4 protein-coding genes are annotated in these 3,273 nt (G+C 54.8%); 2 read left to right on the top strand and 2 right to left on the bottom strand.

Features of this window, described 5'->3' with window-relative positions; genetic code table 11:
* A partial coding sequence (locus SMC5_RS08935; protein ID WP_133299198.1) for a glycerol-3-phosphate acyltransferase occupies positions 1-548 on the bottom strand: 548 nt, incomplete at its 3' end.
* Between the two features lie 328 nt (positions 549-876).
* Here SMC5_RS08935 and SMC5_RS08930 point away from each other — a divergent pair.
* Together SMC5_RS08930 and SMC5_RS08925 are read left to right on the top strand one after the other, a co-directional pair.
* Positions 877-1,305, top strand: coding sequence for a hypothetical protein (locus tag SMC5_RS08930; RefSeq protein WP_119120429.1), 429 nt, complete (start codon positions 877-879; stop codon positions 1,303-1,305).
* A gap of 84 nt (positions 1,306-1,389) precedes the next feature.
* Positions 1,390-1,740, top strand: coding sequence for a hypothetical protein (locus SMC5_RS08925; protein ID WP_126854980.1), 351 nt, complete (start codon positions 1,390-1,392; stop codon positions 1,738-1,740).
* 441 nt (positions 1,741-2,181) lie between these two features.
* On the opposite strand, the gene SMC5_RS08920 is transcribed toward SMC5_RS08925, so the two are convergent.
* A partial coding sequence (locus tag SMC5_RS08920; protein ID WP_133299197.1) for a peptide ABC transporter substrate-binding protein occupies positions 2,182-3,273 on the bottom strand: 1,092 nt, incomplete at its 5' end.

Raw genomic sequence — 3,273 nt, 5'->3', positions numbered from 1 at the left:
AACGAACGGACATAGAACGCCAGAATTCCTCCGGCTATCGGCAGCAGCGTGACTGCCAGGAAGTCGTCATCGTGAGTAGCGGCCATCATCAGGATCGCATATGTCCCCATGTAGCAGAGAGCGGCGATAATGTCCTGGGTGGGAATAGATTCTGCTGTCACTTCAGCAAGAAGAAAGATGAAAATGCCTACCGTGGTAGCGATCCCTCTTCCGCCCCTGAACTTGAGATAGAAGGGGAATTTATGTCCGAGGATGGCTGCAAAACCGGAGAGATCGACCACGTATCCAGGTGCCTTGAATACTCTGTATGCGATAAACATTGCCAAGAGCCCCTTGGTAAGGTCATAGGCCACGATCACAAGCGCAAGAGAAAGCCCGATCGATCGCTTGACGTTTATTGTGCCTGGATTGCCATCTCCAAGCGTTCGTATGTCAACGTTCTTCATCCAGAGCGGCAGGAGATAGCCCGGCAGGACTGATCCGAGAAAATATCCTATTACTATGGGAAGAAAACACAGGAGTACGGTAGTTCCCATTTCACCCCGCATTACACAGTCTTCTTGGCACTATACGTGACGTAAACATGCACTGCTCCTTCGTTCTGCAACTCCATCCAACCTTCTCAGCAAGTTCTTTCTTTTGCCATTCTGACTTCCCCGCTGCAGACCTCGACACATGTTGCGAACTTACTATAGAATATATCGCAAATCCCAAGAATACAGGAAGCACTCGACCCATCCAGGAAGCTCGTGGGGGATGTGATGTACATTCTGGATGGGTCGATACGGACGTGACGAGGAGTCCACAACGTGCTAGAATAAAAGAGCAGATTTGTTTCGGCGCCAATGAACCGACGTGACAAAGGAGATGACAGCTATGGAACTCGACAAGGAAAAAGGGCCGATCTACTCAAGATATGACCGTGACCGGCCGGAAAACTATAGTGCGGTTGTCGACTATGCCGCCCCACCGCGGACCAGTGACGAGATCCAGTTCATGCTGGCACACAAGATCACGCCGAACCAGGCCGATCCAAACGACATGCGCCCCGGCTCCAGCCGAACGTATCAGGAAGGAGCGACAACGCTCCCGACGTTCCTGCAGGCGTTGAACGCCTCGATGGCTCAGCGGACTGCCGGGCAATCTGTTGACGGTCAGAACAAGACTGACCAAGCTTCATCCTGGTCAGGTCAGCGCCAAGGTACCAAGCGGACCCCAGCACAGAACAGGGCAGCGCTGGTCGGCGTCATCATCTGGTTCCTCTTCATTATCTTCTCAATGTTGATGAGCCTCTTCAGGAAGTAGCGGGCAGTCCCCATGTTGCTCTCCTGGCTGCTCTCCGATACCTGGTTGATGTCCGTGCCCGCCCGGGTGGCGGAGGTCCTGCTGATGGCAACTATGCTATGGCTGGCGTCACTGTGGTGCCGCAGCAAACAGCGGACCTTTGGCAAGGCCCTCTTCGTCTCGAGTGTGAATGGGGTTCTTGGCATAGGACTGTATGCCCTCTTCGTATGGGTGCGCGATACGGGCGCACTGCCGTGGCGTAATCCGCTGTGGCTCGTGGAGATGTTCCTCATCGCTCAGACTGTGCTGTTCGCCATCCTCGTTCTCGTCGCCTACCGACGTGATCGGTGGCGTTCCATCAATGTGACTCTCGTTGCAGTCCTGTTGACGGCCATCGTCGAAGCAAAACTCATCTTCCTTGTGTCCGTCCTGGCACCCCACGCTGGAGGCAAGTAGCGCTGACAGCAGTCCCCTGACAAAACGCACTCTGTCCGTCATTCCCCCCGAGCATTTCTTTCCAATACGAGGGGCGCTTTTCCCGAGCCCTTTTGTCCCTCGCATCCTTTTGTCCAAGATGTGAGGTGTTCTTCAAGGCCCCCGAGCACTTTCTTCCCATGCGAGGGGCGCTCCTGAGGGGTGCTTCCCACGAGCATATTGCTGCAATGGGAGTGGCGCTCTGCCGCGCAGGCGGGAATCCAGTCCTTGCTCCTTGTCTGGGAGACGTTGATGACCAAGCCAAGCCAACCTGACGTGCATGTACCACCAGCGGGCAATTACCAGCTGACCCCATAGTTGAAGGTGAAACTTGGTACACACAAGGCAGCCCCCCGTAGAGAGCCGCCCCTGCTTCTTTTCTTGCCTAGATCGTCTGTACCGCCGTCACGAGGTTTCTGAAAGCTACCCCATGTAAGCGTTCTTCCAGTCGATAGTTCCCAGCGGCGACTCGTAGAAGTTCTTGATGTGCTTGCTCAGGAGCACCGGGTTTGTGTAGAAATAGATCGGAAGAATGGGCATATCGGTCATGATGATCTTCTCTGCGGCATGCAGGGTCGCCATGCGCGCCTTCGGGTCGGTGGTCACCTTGGCTTTTGCAATGAGAGCATCGTAAGACTTGTTGCTCCAGCCAGTGTTGTTCTGTCCGCCACCCGTTACAAACACCTCTAGGAACGTGTTGGGATCCATGTAGTCGGCATTATTGCCCGTCCACATGACGTCATAGTTGATGCTCGCCCAGTCATTCAAATAGACGCCCCTCTCCTCGTTCTTGAGGGTGCAGATGATGCCAAGGTTCTTCTTCCACATCTGCTGGATCGCCTCAGCGATGGTTCTGCGTGCGTCGGAAGTGATGAAGCCCAGTGTGAAGGTAGGGAATCCCTTGCCATTTGGATAGCCGGCCTGAGCCAGCAGAGCCTTTGCAGTCGCGATATCGTTGTCCTTGAAGTACGAACCACCCACTTTGCGGAAATCACTGCCAGGGAGCACGTCTGGCATGCCATAGGGAACAAGGGCCATCGCGGGAGGCTGTTCGCCCTTGGTGAGGGAGGCAGTGATGGCCGTGCGATTGATCGCGAGCGTCAAGGCTTTGCGAACACGGACGTCGTTGAACGGCTTCTTGGTAACATTGAACTGATAGTAGTATGACGCAAGTTCCGGAAGGATTTGCGCATCGCCTGAGGCAACCAGCTTGGGCAGCTCTGAGATGGGTACGCTGACAGCGGCGTCCAGCTGACCGCTCTGGTACATGGACAGAGCAGTGGATTCATCCTCGACCATGAGGTAGGTGATCTTGGTGAGCTTGACAGTGTTCTTGTCCCAGTATGTCGGGTTCTTGACGAAGACCATCTTGTCGTTGTGCGACCACTGTGTGAGCTTGAACGGTCCATCGGTGACGTAGTTGTTCGTCAGATCGGCGGCCCACTTGTCATTCGTGCTGACAACAGCCTTGCAGACTGGCATCATCTCAGGGAGAGCCGTCAACGCGAGGAAGTA

The organism is Candidatus Cryosericum odellii (genome assembly GCF_003570935.1).
In the GTDB taxonomy this organism is placed as follows: domain Bacteria; phylum Caldisericota; class Caldisericia; order Cryosericales; family Cryosericaceae; genus Cryosericum; species Cryosericum odellii.
Note: the sequence above shows the minus strand (reverse complement) of the source record. Positions and strands in the feature narration are given on the sequence as shown.

What these genes read in the sequence shown, in the direction of transcription:
- SMC5_RS08930 (WP_119120429.1), top strand. Translation starts at nt 877, where the DNA reads ATGGAACTCGACAAGGAAAAAGGGCCGATCTACTCAAGATATGACCGT.
- SMC5_RS08925 (WP_126854980.1), top strand. Translation starts at nt 1,390, where the DNA reads ATGGCAACTATGCTATGGCTGGCGTCACTGTGGTGCCGCAGCAAACAG.